The organism is Sandaracinobacter neustonicus, assembly GCF_006385875.1.
Lineage (GTDB): Bacteria > Pseudomonadota > Alphaproteobacteria > Sphingomonadales > Sphingomonadaceae > Sandaracinobacteroides > Sandaracinobacteroides neustonicus.
The window spans coordinates 295,636-309,004 of the sequence record NZ_VFSU01000011.1; the positions used below are offsets into that span (position 1 = coordinate 295,636).

Here is a 13,369-nt window from a genome sequence, read left to right on the forward strand (position 1 = left end):
GGAGATACTCCGGCGTTACTCCACATGTACGACTAACGCTCTAGCGCGTTCTCCGAAAAATGCTCGCGGATGAAGTCGAGCTTGGGATCGATGTATCGCCGACAAAAAGGCCTGTTCGGGTCGGTGCGATAATAGTTCTGATATCGCTCGTCCGAAGCTTTGAAGCCCGCGAATGGTAGGACGAGGGTGTGGACCGGCTTGCCGGTCTCCGCAGCGTATCCGCGTATCGCCTCATCGGCTTCGGCTCGCTGAATCTCGTCGAAGATATAGATCGCGCTTCGGTACTTGTTTTGAACCGAGCGCGCACGAGTGGCGGAGTGTGTGCGCAGGTGCACCTCGGACAGTGTCTCCAGTCCGATAACGGAGGGTTCGAACGTTACAATCACCCCCTCGGCCCAGGTGTCCGCCGGGGCGGCCGATTGTAGAAAGCCCTGGTGGACCTGCGTGACGCCGCGCAACGCTTGGAAAACGCCCTCGGTGCACCAGTGGCAACCTCCTCCAAAGCCCACCTGTGCCATACTTAGCTCCTGCGCAAAGGCACAACGGCCGGGCCAGACTTATCGAGCTGGCGGACGAACGCGATGATCCGCTGTCCGACATCGTTCGCCATTTCGACATGAGGGTAGTGCCCAGCGCCCTCGACAATCATGGTTTCGGCATGGAGCCTCGAAGCCAAGCTTCGGGCTTCTTCGACAGGGTCCGTGAAGTCGGGATCCTTTGTGCCCATGACGATGAGGCTCGGCACAGAGATCTCGTCCAAGATCGCTGCGGTGTCGGACTTCGACAATGAGAGCATCGTCAAGAGAGCCTGCATGCGCTTTGGCTCCCTGAGGTTTGCAGCAATCGCCGCTTTTACCTCAGCATGATCCGGCGCCGGTTTCGTCGGGAATAGGCTGCTCCAGTAAGTGGTCCAGAACCAGGTTCGCCATGGCCCCGCGAATCCGAGCCCAAGGACAAGTTTCTGGATCGTCGTGAAGGGAAGATCGCGAACGATCGGACCGAGCAGCACCACCCCGTTGACGTGACTAGGAGCTTCCTTGGCAGCCCAAAGCGCGGAGCCGGCTGCGAACGAGTTGCCCATGATCACGGCTGGCCCGTCAGCCAACTGTCGGAGGATGGCGACGGCGTCACGGCCGACCGCTCGCGCGGAGTAATCCGACCACTCCGGCGACGATTGGCCGAATCCGCGGACGTCCATCGTCACCACTCGGCATCCCGCATGCTGCAGCATGGGCTTGATGAGCCGATACTCGGAGCGCAGGTCTCCCATTCCTGGGATGCCTACGACGAGAGGTCCGGTTCCACCCGTATCGTCGAAGGCTATCCTACCGCCCTCTGTCTGAAGGAACTGGGTCTGCACATCGTTAGGCGCCATGAAACGATCCGATCCGTTGAGCAGCAGACCTATCGGCTGACTTCGAAAAGGAACCACGCTCGGCGTTCCGCTTCGTCGGTCCAGGTATCGATCAGGCCGGAGGTCGCGTTGTCCTTCGCCTCGTCGGCGACTTCCTTTGCGCGGCGCAGCGACTCGACCATGTGAAGATTATCGGCGCGCAGCTCCGCCAGCATGTCCTGCGGCGTGACGAACTCAGCGTCGTTGTCCTTGATCGTCTGGTGGCTGGCGATATCGCCGATCGATCGTATGGTCGTATTTCCGGTCTTCCGGGCGCGCTCCGCCATCGCATCGGTCGCTGCGAGGATTTCCGCAGCTTGCTCATCGAGAAGGAGATGGTAGTCCCTGAAGTACGGGCCCGAGACATGCCAGTGAAAGTTCTTGGTCTTGAGGTAGACCGCATAGCTGTTCGCCAAAATGATCTTCAACGCATCCGCGACCGTCATGGTCGCGTTCTCGTCGAGGTCAGATGGTGAAGGCACGGTTGCAGCACTGGAGTTTGTCATCGCGTGAACTTCCTCGATGAAGGCTTGCGCAAAAGATCAGCGCCGATTCTCTGGAACGCTGAGGTATAGAAGATGAATTTACCTCAGATCGAAGTCCAATGGCCTGTGTCTATAGTTTCGATAGTTCTGGCGACCAGAAGGGGCGCTTGGAGCGGCACGGGAAAATGGGAAGGCAGCGAACCCCACATGCTCATCAGGCATTCGGCTGATAGCCCAATACGAAAGCGATAACCTTCTCCGAGGACATCTCGCACGGCTTCAGCGACGCACTGCCCGAAGCAACGCGATACAGATTGAAGCTGACGATGTCGTTCCCGGCTAGTTCTCGAGCAAAAAGGCTGTTCCTCCGTCCATCCTCCGACCGACGAACCGTCACGCCGAAACGCCTGCCTTCGTAAGCGCCTTCGCTATACCCCTCAGGCAGACGCTCGAAAGCCGTATCGAATTCTGGATGGTCCATTCTGCATCACCGCCAATCGGCCTTCGCCCTGCGAACGTGAGTGCTGCGCCATGCGATTGGGGTCATCGCGTCAGTCTGACGTTGCGGCCCCAAAGAAACCCCGCGTCATTAGCGCTAGCGAAGTCCGGGTCCACGTAGATGAAAACACGCTTGATAAGCGCGCCGTCGAACTCGAATACGTTGGCGAAACGGCCTTCGGACCGGCCTTCAACCGGCCACGCCGTGCCGTCAGCCATAACGCCACCTTCAAAGCCTTCCACAATCACGTGGTCGCCGGCTACGTGGAAGGTCATGCGATCGAAATCGTGCTCGATCCGCTGAAGCGACCCCAACAGACCCTTGGCGACTTCCATGAATTCGGCTTTGCCATATCCAACTCCGAACTTCGGGAAGTACGTCACGACATCGTCAGTCAGAATGTCGAGGATGGTGGGATCGCCACTGTCGATTTTCCGGAAATAGTCGGTGGCGACGGCGATGCGGTCTTGGGTCACCTCTGCATTCGGCACTCTATGAACTCCTGAGATGCGGAAGCTTTATCCGCTATTGCTTCGAGAATAATGGGCCCTGCAGGATCAGCCGGTCTGCTGCCCGGAATTCAACGGAGCGCTGAGGTGCGGAAGTGATCGTCCTTCAGTTATCCGCGTGACACGCCCGTCGAGCATCGATTCAGACCAGGACGCCCCCTGACACATCTATCACCGCGCCAGCTGTGTAGCTTGCAGCGGGACTAACGAGGTAACTGACGGCGCCCGCCACTTCCTCAATCGTGGCGATCCGACGGATGGGATGCATATCGATGACGGCCTGCGGAAAATTCTCAGCAACTTCCCCGGTCATGTCGGTTGGCATGATGCCAGGTTGGACCACGTTGACGGTAATGTTGCGTGGGCCAAGATCGCGTTGCACCCCACGGGCATATCCTGCGATCGCTGCCTTGGTTCCTGCGTAGTCGGCAATTCCCGGCACGATCGCTCGGGTGCCCAGGCCGGAACCGATGAAGACAATGCGGCCACCGTCAGAGATTTTCTGCGCCGCCGCACGCGTGATCGCCACGGTGCCCATGACATTGACCATCCACTGCCTGTCGAACGCGGCGGAATCGAGCGTCGGATCGTCAACCAATTTTCCTTGGACGGCGATTGCGGCGTTGTTGATCAAGATGTCGAGCTTGCCGAGTTCAGCTACGACCTGCTCGACCATCGGCTTGGCGGCGGACGTATCCGCTTGATCGCATCGAATTGCGAGAGCGCGAACGCCTTTGGCCCTCACCACCTCGGCGACGGACTCGGCTTTATCGGCCGACGCAGCGTAGGTGATAGCAATATCGGCTCCCTGATCGGCGAGCGTCGCCGCCAGCACGGCGCCAAGGCCTCGAGAGCCACCCGTGATGATAGCGACTTTGCCGTCCAAAACTTTCGACATCGGCGGTTCCTTTCTGAAATCTAATTGCCGGCGGACGGCTACGCGACGTTGACGCCTTTCCAGAAGGCGATGTGATCCTTGATGGAATGGGCCGCCGGAGAAGGGTCGGCATAGGTCCACGCAGCGTTTGCGTTGCGCCGGTCCCCGACCCGGAGATGGAAGTATTGGGCCGTCCCCTTCACGGGACAGACAGACGTGTGCTCGCTCGGTTCCAGATACTGCCGGTCAACCGAGTGAGGCGGGAAATAATGGTTTCCATCCACAACCATAGTCTCGTCGCTTACCGCGAGGGTGACATCGTTCCAAACTGCTGAGACCAAACCGGACTCCTCTCTCGTCGTTCAGCCACTTCCATCGACAAGTGGCCCTGTCGGGCGGGACAAATCAGTTTGCCGTGGTTTGTCCGGCAAGCAGCTTGTCGAGCGAGCCATCTGCATCGAGCGCAACGAGATCGTCGGAGCCGCCGACATGCGTCTCGTTGATGAAGATCTGCGGCACGGTGCTTCGCCCCGACGACTCGATCATCGCCTTCCGGTGTGCAGGATCGGCTTCGATATCAAGCTCAGTGAATGCCACGCCCTTCTCTTTGAGGAGCGCCTTCGCACGACGGCAGAACGGGCACCAACTCGTGGTGTAGATGAGGACTTCAGGCTTCATGTTGCATCTCCAATCGTTGAGGGGTGATGGGCCGGCCGGATTCGCGGCGGTCATCCGAAGGCAAAGGCTTGCGCCCCAGGGTCTCGTGGACCGCGCAGCTCCGGCGTCCGAGTTGGTCGAGGCGCTGGACATCACGCCGCCATCTTTCGGACCGTGTCCAAGACCCGGTCTTGCCGGTATGGCTTGGCGAAGAACACAATGTCCGCTGGAACAACGGCTTCGTCAGGCCAAGGCCTCCCGGACGTGATTATGATCTGGATGGTTGGCCACCGCCGGCGGATGCAAATGGCGAGCATGATGCCATCGATCCCGCCGGGCATGTTCACGTCCGTGAACACGACGCGCACATCCAGTCGTTCCTCCAGGGTCATGAGCGCGGCGGATGCATTCGGCGCCTGCAAGACTTCGAAGCCCGCCTCCTCGATCATGTCCGTCGCGAACAGTCGGAGAAGTGGTTCGTCTTCGACGACGAGCACCACGGGTTTCACCATTCCACCCATACTCCCATCAACCTTGAACCAGGTGACGCATGGAGGCGTGCAGATCGGCCGTTAACCCGGCGGGCTCGTAGCGAACATCGACACCTCCGGTGCCGACCAGGCCGATGTTGATCAGCTTCGATCCAAAGCCTCGGTGAGTTGGCGGCACAACCGGAGGCCCACCCCGTTCTCGCCATGTTACGCGCAGAAGGTCGTCGTCCTGGCCGACTTCGACATCCCACGACAGCGAGACGTGGCCGTCGTCACTGGTCAGCGCGCCGTATTTGCAGGCGTTTGTCAGCAACTCGTGGACGATGAGGGAAAACGAGAGCGCCGCTCGTGGTCCCAGCGCCACCGCCGGCCCACTCATGTCGACCCGATCTGAGAACCCGATCGCGTCGATCACTGTCGCTGCGACAGCTTGTAGATCAGCTTGTGTCCAACTCATTTGGTGCAAGGCGTCGTGCGCCGCGCTCAGAGCCATCAGCCGACGCTCGAAGGCGTAGACCGCTTCGCGATCGGTGACGCTTCGCAGCGTTTGGCTCGCGATGGCCTGCACCATGGTAAGCATGTTCTTCAGGCGGTGAGCGATTTCGCCGTTCACTATGAGTTGCTGCTGCTCGGTACGATGCCTCGCGACGCCTGCCTCGAGCCGGTCTGCCGCACTTCGTAGGAACGAGATTTCCTCTGCGGGCCAAGGTCGGGGATGCGCCGAATGAACGAAGAAAACGGCGATGGTTTTGCCACGATCTCGAACCGGCATGTCGACCAGCGACCGAACGCCGACCCGCATTGCGCTCTCGAGATTGTGCAGAGTGCGATCGTCGGTCAGGGCGTCCCACACAACGAGAGGGTCGCCAACGACGAGCGGCTCGCGCAAGTTCCCGTACTCGTCGAGACGGTGGCGCCCGGCAATGCTCACCGCCCCCGGGGCCGTCCAATCGGTTTCGACGTCAATCGTATCGACGTCCTCGTTGACGGATCCGAACCCGGCTCGGTCAGCGGAGAGCGTTCGGCCGACAATGGCGGCGGTCGCCGAAGCCATCTCTGCCGTATCGTGGCTGCTCCGAATGGTCTCGCCGATTTCGACCAAGGCTGTCTGCAGGGCTGTGAGGCGCTCACTGGCCTTTGCGATCCGGCGGAGTTCGAGATTTTCGCTGGCGAGACGGGCAAGGGCTTGCAGCATCGCCTTTTCCATCTCGCTGAGCCCTTCAGGCCGCGGAACGGTATCGATGACGCACAGCCGACCCACGATCGCTCCCGATCGCAGGACGAGCGGCGCGCCAGCGTAGGCGCGAAAGTGCCGGACGCCCGTGACGAGCGGATTGCGCTTGGTCCGCGCATCATTTGTGAGATCGACGATCTCTAGAAGATCGCCTTGATCGATCTCGATCCGACAGACCGAGTGTTCGATCTCCGTCTCGCATACCTCAAGCCCGTACTTGGCTTTGAACCATTGCCGGTCAGTATCCAGCAGGGTGATGAGCGCGATGGGAACGTCACAGGCCTTTGCGGCGACAAAAACGAGATCGTCGAAGGCTTGCTCATCCGGTGTGTCGAGCACCATGAGGTCTGCAAGCGCCCGCGCCCGCTGTGCCGCCCCGAAATCGGTTCTGTCAGCGCTCAGGCTCACCGCAGTTCTCCTGGATGATGCCTCGAAGGTCGAGCGTGGCCGATCATCGGCGCTTCCCGCGTCATGTCAGTGCCCCCTCATGCGGGGCGGCCACTGCGCTGACGGCACGCCCGCTTGGCCGCTCTGATCGGCGATGGCGTCACCGACGGCGAGGACGATCTTGCCCTGGATATGGCCTGCCTCTGCGCGTTCGTGAGCGACGGCCGCTTCGGAAAGGGGATATGTGCTATCGACGGCGACGCGGACCTCACCGCTGTCGAGCAAGCGAGCTAGCTTGGCCAACTGATCGCCGCTGGAACGCACCTGCGTCGCCGAAACGGTCACTCCTCGGTCGGCAGCCTCGTCATGTCCGGCAAAGCCAAGGGGAAAGATCGGGAACAGCGCACCGCCACGACGTATGGTCCGAAGGAAGCGGCCGGAGGCCGGACCGCCGACGGCATCGACGACAAGATCGATGTCGCGCACATCGTCTTCGGGTTTAGTCTTCGTGTAGTCGATGAACTCGTCGGCGCCCAGTTCGCGAAGGAACGCTTCGTGCCGGGTTGAAGCGACGGCGATGACACGCGCGCCTTCGTGCTTTGCCAACTGCAATGCCAGATGACCGACACCGCCCGCAGCCCCGTTGATCATAACGCTCTTCCCAGCCAACGGGACCGGGCTGTGGCGCTCGGGCTGCAGCGGGTTCTGCTCGTTATGGCCTAGCTCGATCAGGAACTGCCAAGCGGTCAGCCCCGACATGGGAACGGCGGCTGCATGAATGTGGTCCAGGTGTCGGGGCTTGGCCGCAAGGTCGGAAGCAGGCGCGGAAACATACTCGGCGTATCCCAAGCTCTCGCCGAAACTGGGAAAGCGGATCATTCCAAAAACTTCATCGCCGACCGAGAACGCCGTCACATCGTCAGCGACCTTCTCGACGATCCCGGAGACATCCGAGCCGGGTATGGCGGGGAATGTCACCGACGGCCGCCACTCGGGCGGCAGAGCCTTGTATCCCTCGCGGAGATACCAGTCGGGCGGGTTGAGGCCTGCCGCTTTTACACGGACGAGCACCTCTCCCGGCTTTGTCACAGGTGTCGGCGCCTCCTCATAGCGAAGGACATGAGGAGCGCCGAACTCATGGAAGCGGATCGCTTTCATTTTTCGTCCTCCGATCAGACGCGTTCGAGGAGGGCGACAGTGCCTTGACCACCATCGGCGCAGATGCTGACGATCCCGCGAGATCCGACCGGCATGGCCCATAGCTCTTTCACAGCTTGGCTGAGATCGCGCGCGCCGGTCGCGCCGAAGGGATGTCCGATGGCTACCGAGCCGCCGTTGGGATTGACGCGATCCCAATCGAAGTTGCCCATCTCCTCCGAAACACCGGCCTTGTCTCGGACCCAGTTCGGATCAGTAATGGCCGCGACGTTGGCCAGCACCTGTGCCGCGAACGCCTCGTGGATTTCCCAAAGTGCGATGTCGGCGAAGCCAAGGTGATGGCGCGCCAGAAGTCGTGGAATGGCATAGGACGGCGCCATCAGCAGCCCCTCCGTGCGCAGGTCGACCGCCGAGACTTCGTAGTCGATTATCCGCGCATAGGGCGTGCCATCGGGCAGCCTCTTCAGACCCTCCTCGTTGGACACCCAACAGCCGGCCGCCCCATCCGTGATGGGGGAGCTGTTGCCGGCTGTCAGGCTACCCATTCCGCTCTCACGATCGAAGGCGGGCTTCAAACCGGATAGACGTTCGGCGGATGTGTCCGCGCGCGGGTTCGCATCGCGGGAAAGCTCCGGCAACGAGATCACGAGGTCATCGAAGAAGCCGCCGTTCCAGCCGGCGACGGCGCGCTGGTGGCTTTTTAGAGCCCAGTCATCCTGAGCCTCACGCGAGATGCGCCACGCCTTGGCGGTCTCCTCCATGTGATCGCCCATCGTCCTGCCCGTAAGGCGGTTGGCCCAGCCCTTCGTGGGGAGCACATAGTCTTGAGGGGTCAACGCCCCCAGGGCGGCAAGTGCTGCGGCCGGATCCTGCGCGAAGAGATCGGTGAGTCGTTTAGATGCCTCAGCGGTGAGAGCGAGCGATGGTCGGCTCATGACCTCAGACCCGCCGACCAGTATCAGGTTGAGCCCGCCGCCGAGCATCCCGGCTGCGGCGAAGCTCGCGGTCATGCTGGTCGAGCACGCTAGGACTACGGAGAATGCTGGAACGTTGGGGTTGAGCTTCCCGTCCAGCCAGATTTCGCGAGCGATGTTGCTCCAGCCCAGGTTCGGGATGACGGTTCCCCAGATCGTCAGATCGGGCTCCGCAAGCTTCGCCATTTCTTCAACGACTGGCACTGACAACGAGACCGCGTCATAATTTGCCAGCGCTCCTCCGCCACGACCGAATGGTGTCCGCAAGCCTGCGGCTATGAAAACTGGTTCGGCGAAGCGGCTCACGGTGATCTCCCAAAGCTAAAGATTCTAATTAGACGAGGTGGCGTAGTGCGGTCCGCTGACGGCAGGCGCCGGCCGTCAGGGCGTCTCCCCATCCCTGAGGTCGATGACCATTTTTCCGATGTTTTTTCCGGCGAACAGATCGAGGAACGCCGAAGGGGTTCTCTCGAGGCCGTGAACTACCGTCTCCTGCCATTTGACCTTCCCATCGGCGATCCACCGGGTGACGTCGCGCTGGAAATCCTCCCAAACCGACATGTTGTGGATGGTGACGAAGCCTTGCAGCAGGAGGCTCTTCTCAATAACCGCATAGATATTGCGGGGGCCGACCGGCTCGCTGTTGTATTGCTCGATCATTCCGCACAAAGCGAAGCGTGCGAAGCCATTGGCCGCCTCAAGCGCGGCTTCCAGGTGCGTGCCACCGACGTTGTCGAAATAGATGTCGACACCCTTAGGCGCAGCTTCGCGAAGTGCTGCGACCATGTCGTCCGTATTCTTGTAGTTTATCGTGGCATCAGCGCCTGCTTCCTCGCGCAGCCAACGCAATTTGTCCTCGCCGCCCGCAGACGCAACGACTCGGCATTCCTTGATCTTTGCGATTTGGACAGCGAGCGATCCGACCGAACCCGCTGCTGCTGACACGAACACAGTTTCGCCAGCTCGCGGCTTTCCGATCTGGAGCATGCCGATGTAGGCGGCGAAGCCTGGGAAACCGAGCGGGCCCAGATACGCCTGCTCTGGAATCGTCGTATCGATCCTAGTAGCGGACGCGGCGTCGATGATCGCGCGGTCGCGCCAGCCGGCAAAGTGGCTCACAACCTCGCCAGGGCTGAACCGTTCATCCTTGCTTTCGACTATGACGCCGATCGCGGCGCCATCGAGAGGCTCGCCAACTTGGAAGGGCGGCATATAGCTTTCTCGACCGGTCATGCGGCCGCGCATGTAAGGGTCAACGGAGAGCCACCGGTTGGCGACGAGCAGTTGTCCTCGCTCTGGCGCGGGGAGATCCTGCTCGACGAGTTCGAAGTTGTTGGCCTGCGGTAGCCCTTCGGGACGACTTTTAAGGTGAAATTGACGGGCCATGATGGTCATGGGCGAAGCCTTTCCCGGACAGAGCTTGAGCTGGGCGCTCCCGCGTGATGGGATGCGATCATCTGGCCGCCCCTACCCACCGTAGCGCTCGGTCTTGATGATCGAGACGCCCAGCCCTGCCGACAATGCGCTGTCCGTCGCGATGTTGACGAAACCGTTCGACCCGCAAACGAACACGTGGCCCGGGTCGCGACCGAGACGTGCGATTGTCGCCTGGACCATCCCATCGTCGATCCGTCGGCCATAGTCCGAGGCGCGCTTTGGCGCTTCTCGCGTAATCGCGAGCGTCAAGATGAACGTGGGATCGCTCATCTCGATTAAGTGGAGTTCGCTGGAGAAGAGCACGTCCTCAGCGGTTCGCGCCGACAAGAGCAGAGCGACTGGAACGGCCTGTGCCGATGCCCGACGCTGCCGGATCATCGCCATCAGCGGCACCACGCCTGAACCTGCGCCGATCAGCAGCACCGGCTTGTCGGTAGGCTCGGGCCAAAGAAAGTGGCCTCCAAGCGGTCCCCTGAGTTCGATCTCGTCGCCGGCTGCGGCGACGTCGTGGAAGAATGGCGAAACTTCGCCATTCGGCAGGCGCTCGATGGCGAGTTCCAGGATCGGTGAAGAGCCCGCCGACGATGCGATCGAATAACTGCGCATCGCCTGATAGCCGTCTGGGGCGGTCAGCCGGACGTCGACGTGCTGGCCTGCTGTATGGACGAATGGTTCCTGCAACCGCAGGAAAAAGCTCTTGATACTCGGTGTCTGTTGGACGATTTCGTCGATCACGCCTGACTGCCACGACGCGGGTTGCGCATCGAACTCAGTCATGGGTGTACCGTTGCTCGCGCCACGGATCACCGTAGATGTGATAACCGCGCAACTCCCAGAACCCGGCCTCGTCGCGAGTGGTGAACTGCAGCGCATTCACCCACTTGGCGGACTTCCAGAAGTAGAGATGCGGAACAAGAAGGCGCGCCGGTCCGCCATGGTCGCGGGGAAGCGGCTGGCCCGCGTAGCTCAGCGCGACCATAGCTTTGCCGGACAACATGTCCGCGAGCGGAACATTCGTCGAATAGCCATCGTAGCAGTGCGCGAGAACGAAGTCTGTTGGCTGTTTAACTTCAGCGTCAGCGAGGATGTCCTCGATCAGCACGCCTTCCCACTTCGTGTCGAGCTTGGACCAGGACGTGACGCAGTGAATGTCTTTGGTCACTTTGGTCTTTGGAAGGGCGTTGAATTCACTCCAACTCCAGACCTTCACGGGTCTCGGACCGATCTTGACCGTGAACTTCCAGTCGGACGTCTCGATACGAGGCGTTGGCCCAGCGGTAAGAACGGGAAAGTTCTCCACGAGATGTTGACCTGGCGGAATACGGCCCTCGTGGTCGCCGCCTGAACCGCGGCCGGTGAAACCTCTGGTGACCATGCCGAACCCCCTTGCTCGTCACGACGGACCGACCGACTTCATCTCAGGCTAATGCGTAGATGACCCTCGCAAAGGAAAGATATCGAGCGGATCGCAAAGCTGATGTTCAGACAACCGGGTGTTAAATCAGTAGAGACACGCAATTCATCACTATGACTCGCGATAATCCCGCCTCGACTATAGCTTTATATCAGACTGCTTTCCCAATGCCCTGTCGCTATAGTTTCGATAGCTTTGAATCGGTGTTGCGTGAGCGTTATGGCTCGTGGGACAGAGAAGCTTCGCGAGGTGAGGTCGCCAGCATGCGACTGCGGCGTGCCCAGGAGGTCGTCATTCCCATCCAAGACGAGATTATCGCAGCGCTCGGCGTTTCGGCGTCGTTCGATGCCCGACGCGAGGCGGCAGAACGCGCCGCCTTCCTCCGCGACTATCTTAGGTCGTCGGGGCAGCGAGCGTATGTGCTTGGAATCAGCGGCGGCGTCGATTCCCTGACGGCGGGCCTAATCGCGCAATCGGCCGTGAAGGATCTGCGTCAGATCGGGTACGAATGCGAGTTTGTAGCGGTGCGGCTGCCCTATGGCGAACAGATGGACGAGCGCGATGCTCAGCTTGCCTTGTCAGCCATCAGGCCCGACCGCGTTGCCGTGATCAATATAAAGCCCGCGACCGACGCGCTGTGGAGCGGGATGACAGGCTCCGATTACGAGTCCGCCGACCCCGGCCTGCGCAGTACGGTGCTCGGGAACATCAAGGCACGCCAACGGATGGTCGCCCAGTTTGCTCTCGCGGGGACCCTGGGCGGCCTTGTGATTGGCACGGACCATGCAGCCGAAGCGGTGATGGGTTTCTTCACAAAGTTCGGCGATGGCGCGGCCGATGTTCTCCCTCTCGCCGGTCTCAATAAGCGGCGCGTTCGCGCGATCGCGTCTCATCTGGGCGCCCCGGCGGAACTGATCAGTAAGGTTCCCACGGCAGATTTGGATGACGCGATGCCGTTACACCCCGACGAAGACGCCTACGGCGTGACCTATGATGAGATAGACGATTACCTCGAAGGAAGGGGTGTGGCCCAGGCGGCGGTCGAGACGATCCAAAGAGCGTATCGAGCCACCGCGCATAAGCGCGCGCTGCCTGTGGCCTCCAACGTGCAGCTTCTGGCGCCGCAAGGGTCGAACGGACGCTAAATTTGCTCCCGCCTAGGACATAGAAACTATGTCACGCCGCTATTGGAAAAGACCGGCGTTGGAATTCATAGTCATCCACGTAAACTCGTGGCCTCGTCGGGTATAGTCTAGACAGGATTCTGGTCTTATCGACTATTCGACGCTCGGGCCGTGGGGCGGTGAAGTATAGCAGTTCCCCTGCGCTCGCGAGTTTTCGCTGCACGTCGGGCACATGCTTCGTGTTCGGAGAGAGGGATGAGCGCGGCCGATCGTCAAGCGCCAGAGCTTCGCATTCATCGGTGGATCGGCGTGGATGGAAGCGACCTTAAGGCGCCGATCAAGCTATCGGATCTTGGCGTAGGGCCGAAGGTCCTTTTCGCGTTTCAGCATTGGTGCAGGGGCTGCCATCTGCATGGGTTTCCTACACTGCAGAAATTGCATGGTGCGCTGGAGTCCAGAGGCGTCGGATTCGCAGTGATCCAGACGGTCTTCGAAGGCGCGCACGAAAATACATTCGACAAGTTGCGCATCAATCAGGTGGAGTACCGTCTCCCCGTCGCTTTCGGGCACGACGAACCGCCGCCTGGTGCTGCGTTTCCAACGTTCATGGAGGATTACCGGACACGGGGAACGCCGTGGTTCACGGTCATCAACGCCGACGGTTGCGTCGTCTTTTCGGATTTCCACCTGGACGCGGATCGTTTGGTGGCAAATTTGGAGAGCTCGTGAA

Annotated in this window: 17 protein-coding genes; 2 read left to right on the plus strand and 15 right to left on the minus strand. The window is 60.6% G+C overall.

Features of this window, described 5'->3' with window-relative positions; genetic code table 11:
* Positions 1 to 32 precede the first annotated feature (32 nt).
* The 15 genes from FJQ54_RS03000 to FJQ54_RS03070 all read right to left on the minus strand — a co-directional run bounded on the left by FJQ54_RS03000 (position 33) and on the right by FJQ54_RS03070 (position 11,476).
* Positions 33 to 518, minus strand: a complete 486-nt coding sequence (locus FJQ54_RS03000; RefSeq protein WP_027297108.1) for a peptide-methionine (S)-S-oxide reductase — start codon at positions 516 to 518, stop codon at positions 33 to 35.
* Between the two features lie 2 nt (positions 519 to 520).
* Complete coding sequence (locus FJQ54_RS03005) at positions 521 to 1,375, minus strand: alpha/beta fold hydrolase (RefSeq protein ID WP_072492847.1); 855 nt, start codon at positions 1,373 to 1,375, stop codon at positions 521 to 523.
* Between the two features lie 29 nt (positions 1,376 to 1,404).
* Positions 1,405 to 1,899 (minus strand): Dps family protein, encoded by a 495-nt coding sequence (locus FJQ54_RS03010; protein WP_027297107.1) that lies wholly within the window; start codon positions 1,897 to 1,899, stop codon positions 1,405 to 1,407.
* A 193-nt stretch (positions 1,900 to 2,092) separates the two neighbouring features.
* Positions 2,093 to 2,359, minus strand: coding sequence for a hypothetical protein (locus FJQ54_RS03015; protein ID WP_024588016.1), 267 nt, complete (start codon positions 2,357 to 2,359; stop codon positions 2,093 to 2,095).
* Positions 2,360 to 2,421: 62 nt separating this feature from the next.
* Positions 2,422 to 2,868, minus strand: a complete 447-nt coding sequence (locus FJQ54_RS03020; protein WP_207790344.1) for a nuclear transport factor 2 family protein — start codon at positions 2,866 to 2,868, stop codon at positions 2,422 to 2,424.
* 160 nt (positions 2,869 to 3,028) lie between these two features.
* The gene (locus tag FJQ54_RS03025; protein WP_027297106.1) at positions 3,029 to 3,784 is read right to left on the minus strand and encodes an SDR family NAD(P)-dependent oxidoreductase; all 756 of its coding nucleotides are present in this window, start codon (positions 3,782 to 3,784) and stop codon (positions 3,029 to 3,031) included.
* A gap of 38 nt (positions 3,785 to 3,822) precedes the next feature.
* Positions 3,823 to 4,104 carry a DUF427 domain-containing protein gene (locus FJQ54_RS03030; RefSeq protein ID WP_062342448.1) on the minus strand — a complete coding sequence of 94 codons (282 nt, stop codon included), beginning with the start codon at positions 4,102 to 4,104 and terminating at the stop codon, positions 3,823 to 3,825.
* 64 nt (positions 4,105 to 4,168) lie between these two features.
* A complete protein-coding gene (grxC, locus tag FJQ54_RS03035; protein ID WP_027297105.1) occupies positions 4,169 to 4,441 on the minus strand; it encodes a glutaredoxin 3 in 273 nt (90 codons plus the stop codon).
* A 131-nt stretch (positions 4,442 to 4,572) separates the two neighbouring features.
* A complete protein-coding gene (locus FJQ54_RS03040; RefSeq protein ID WP_223850255.1) occupies positions 4,573 to 4,932 on the minus strand; it encodes a response regulator in 360 nt (119 codons plus the stop codon).
* Between the two features lie 16 nt (positions 4,933 to 4,948).
* A complete protein-coding gene (locus FJQ54_RS03045) occupies positions 4,949 to 6,553 on the minus strand; it encodes a sensor histidine kinase (RefSeq protein WP_051544228.1) in 1,605 nt (534 codons plus the stop codon).
* A 66-nt stretch (positions 6,554 to 6,619) separates the two neighbouring features.
* Positions 6,620 to 7,690: an NADP-dependent oxidoreductase gene (locus FJQ54_RS03050; protein WP_051544225.1), complete on the minus strand. Its 1,071-nt coding sequence runs from the start codon at positions 7,688 to 7,690 to the stop codon at positions 6,620 to 6,622.
* Between the two features lie 14 nt (positions 7,691 to 7,704).
* Positions 7,705 to 8,970 (minus strand): thiolase family protein, encoded by a 1,266-nt coding sequence (locus FJQ54_RS03055; protein WP_027297103.1) that lies wholly within the window; start codon positions 8,968 to 8,970, stop codon positions 7,705 to 7,707.
* Between the two features lie 75 nt (positions 8,971 to 9,045).
* On the minus strand, positions 9,046 to 10,059 hold the full coding sequence (locus tag FJQ54_RS03060) for an NADP-dependent oxidoreductase (protein ID WP_027297102.1): 1,014 nt from the start codon (positions 10,057 to 10,059) through the stop codon (positions 9,046 to 9,048).
* A 72-nt stretch (positions 10,060 to 10,131) separates the two neighbouring features.
* Positions 10,132 to 10,878 (minus strand): ferredoxin reductase, encoded by a 747-nt coding sequence (locus tag FJQ54_RS03065; protein WP_027297101.1) that lies wholly within the window; start codon positions 10,876 to 10,878, stop codon positions 10,132 to 10,134.
* The gene (locus FJQ54_RS03070) at positions 10,871 to 11,476 is read right to left on the minus strand and encodes a sulfite oxidase-like oxidoreductase (protein WP_024350792.1); all 606 of its coding nucleotides are present in this window, start codon (positions 11,474 to 11,476) and stop codon (positions 10,871 to 10,873) included. Before FJQ54_RS03070 ends, FJQ54_RS03065 begins: the two co-directional genes overlap by 8 nt.
* 302 nt (positions 11,477 to 11,778) lie before the next feature.
* Here FJQ54_RS03070 and nadE point away from each other — a divergent pair, with 302 nt between their 5' ends.
* Both nadE and FJQ54_RS03080 read left to right on the plus strand, forming a co-directional pair.
* Positions 11,779 to 12,660 carry an ammonia-dependent NAD(+) synthetase gene (gene nadE, locus FJQ54_RS03075; protein ID WP_051544223.1) on the plus strand — a complete coding sequence of 294 codons (882 nt, stop codon included), beginning with the start codon at positions 11,779 to 11,781 and terminating at the stop codon, positions 12,658 to 12,660.
* A 234-nt stretch (positions 12,661 to 12,894) separates the two neighbouring features.
* The gene (locus FJQ54_RS03080) at positions 12,895 to 13,368 is read left to right on the plus strand and encodes a peroxiredoxin family protein (protein ID WP_027297099.1); all 474 of its coding nucleotides are present in this window, start codon (positions 12,895 to 12,897) and stop codon (positions 13,366 to 13,368) included.
* Position 13,369: the final 1 nt, after the last annotated feature.

Bases quoted from the DNA above. Each gene is read 5' to 3' on its own strand.
- FJQ54_RS03010 (WP_027297107.1), bottom strand. From the start codon at position 1,899: ATGACAAACTCCAGTGCTGCAACCGTGCCTTCACCATCTGACCTCGAC.
- FJQ54_RS03025 (WP_027297106.1), bottom strand. From the start codon at position 3,784: ATGTCGAAAGTTTTGGACGGCAAAGTCGCTATCATCACGGGTGGCTCT.
- FJQ54_RS03050 (WP_051544225.1), bottom strand. From the start codon at position 7,690: ATGAAAGCGATCCGCTTCCATGAGTTCGGCGCTCCTCATGTCCTTCGC.
- FJQ54_RS03070 (WP_024350792.1), bottom strand. From the start codon at position 11,476: ATGGTCACCAGAGGTTTCACCGGCCGCGGTTCAGGCGGCGACCACGAG.
- FJQ54_RS03005 (WP_072492847.1), bottom strand. From the start codon at position 1,375: ATGGCGCCTAACGATGTGCAGACCCAGTTCCTTCAGACAGAGGGCGGT.
- FJQ54_RS03080 (WP_027297099.1), top strand. From the start codon at position 12,895: ATGAGCGCGGCCGATCGTCAAGCGCCAGAGCTTCGCATTCATCGGTGG.
- FJQ54_RS03040 (WP_223850255.1), bottom strand. From the start codon at position 4,932: ATGGTGAAACCCGTGGTGCTCGTCGTCGAAGACGAACCACTTCTCCGA.
- FJQ54_RS03015 (WP_024588016.1), bottom strand. From the start codon at position 2,359: ATGGACCATCCAGAATTCGATACGGCTTTCGAGCGTCTGCCTGAGGGG.
- nadE (WP_051544223.1), top strand. From the start codon at position 11,779: ATGCGACTGCGGCGTGCCCAGGAGGTCGTCATTCCCATCCAAGACGAG.
- FJQ54_RS03060 (WP_027297102.1), bottom strand. From the start codon at position 10,059: ATGACCATCATGGCCCGTCAATTTCACCTTAAAAGTCGTCCCGAAGGG.
- grxC (WP_027297105.1), bottom strand. From the start codon at position 4,441: ATGAAGCCTGAAGTCCTCATCTACACCACGAGTTGGTGCCCGTTCTGC.
- FJQ54_RS03065 (WP_027297101.1), bottom strand. From the start codon at position 10,878: ATGACTGAGTTCGATGCGCAACCCGCGTCGTGGCAGTCAGGCGTGATC.
- FJQ54_RS03000 (WP_027297108.1), bottom strand. From the start codon at position 518: ATGGCACAGGTGGGCTTTGGAGGAGGTTGCCACTGGTGCACCGAGGGC.